2 protein-coding genes are annotated in these 753 nt (G+C 38.0%); both read left to right on the top strand.

Annotation, left to right across the window (positions count from 1 at the left end; genetic code table 11):
* The first annotated feature begins 140 nt into the window (after nt 1–140).
* Complete coding sequence (locus ACHFIZ_RS17930; protein ID WP_410888345.1) at nt 141–497, top strand: hypothetical protein; 357 nt, start codon at nt 141–143, stop codon at nt 495–497.
* A 77-nt stretch (nt 498–574) separates the two neighbouring features.
* A partial coding sequence (locus ACHFIZ_RS17925) for a DUF6266 family protein (protein ID WP_410888347.1) occupies nt 575–753 on the top strand: 179 nt, incomplete at its 3' end.

The raw sequence follows: 753 nt of genomic DNA, 5'->3' as shown, positions 1-753 counted from the left end.
TCGCGGACATTTTGCAGAAACGGCGGACATTCGCGGACATTTTCGGCAAAGATTAGTTTAACTGATTAAAACACCATACCCTTGTATCACACCAATCAATTAACTGTATGAAAATTAATCTCTTATTAACTTTACGTTATATGCCAGATAACGAAGGTATGTTAACTTTTAAGAATCATGGCCAAAATGCCCACATTAACCGGCTTTCCAATTCTTTGGGTTTTGTTGGCAAGATGAAACACTTGAGTCATGCGATAGACCATCACGGAAAACAAGAATGCGCTTATGAACTAAGAGATTGGAAAGGCTTTCAATGGGTGCTGAATTGTACATTCCGAAAGGGAATAGTTGCCTTGGATTTATGGATGCAAAAATACGGTTTTAAAGAGCAGCTTAAGACCATATTTTCCTGGGAAGGTAACGCAGAGGAGTTTAGAGAAAGTATAAATCTTATGATAGATAAAGCCGAATCTTATAAATATTTTATAAGGGGTTAAAGGAAAGCTGATACATATCGTCGTTAACTACAGCATAACAAGGTTACGGACGCCATTCACCCATAAAAAAAAGAAACATGGGAAAGTACAAAAAAGGCATCCTCGGCTATTTCAGAGGAAAAGTAGGAACTGTAGTAGGTTCAATTTGGAAAGGTATAAACTACATGAAAAGTTTACCTGACGTGAGTAACAGTGAGCCAACGCCGGCTCAGCTAAATGCAAGGCTTAAGTTTGCAATGGTGATAGATTTTCTCTC

Origin of the sequence: Pedobacter sp. JCM 36344 (genome assembly GCF_046546555.1) — a bacterium.
Lineage (GTDB): Bacteria > Bacteroidota > Bacteroidia > Sphingobacteriales > Sphingobacteriaceae > Pedobacter.
Note: the sequence above shows the minus strand (reverse complement) of the source record. Positions and strands in the feature narration are given on the sequence as shown.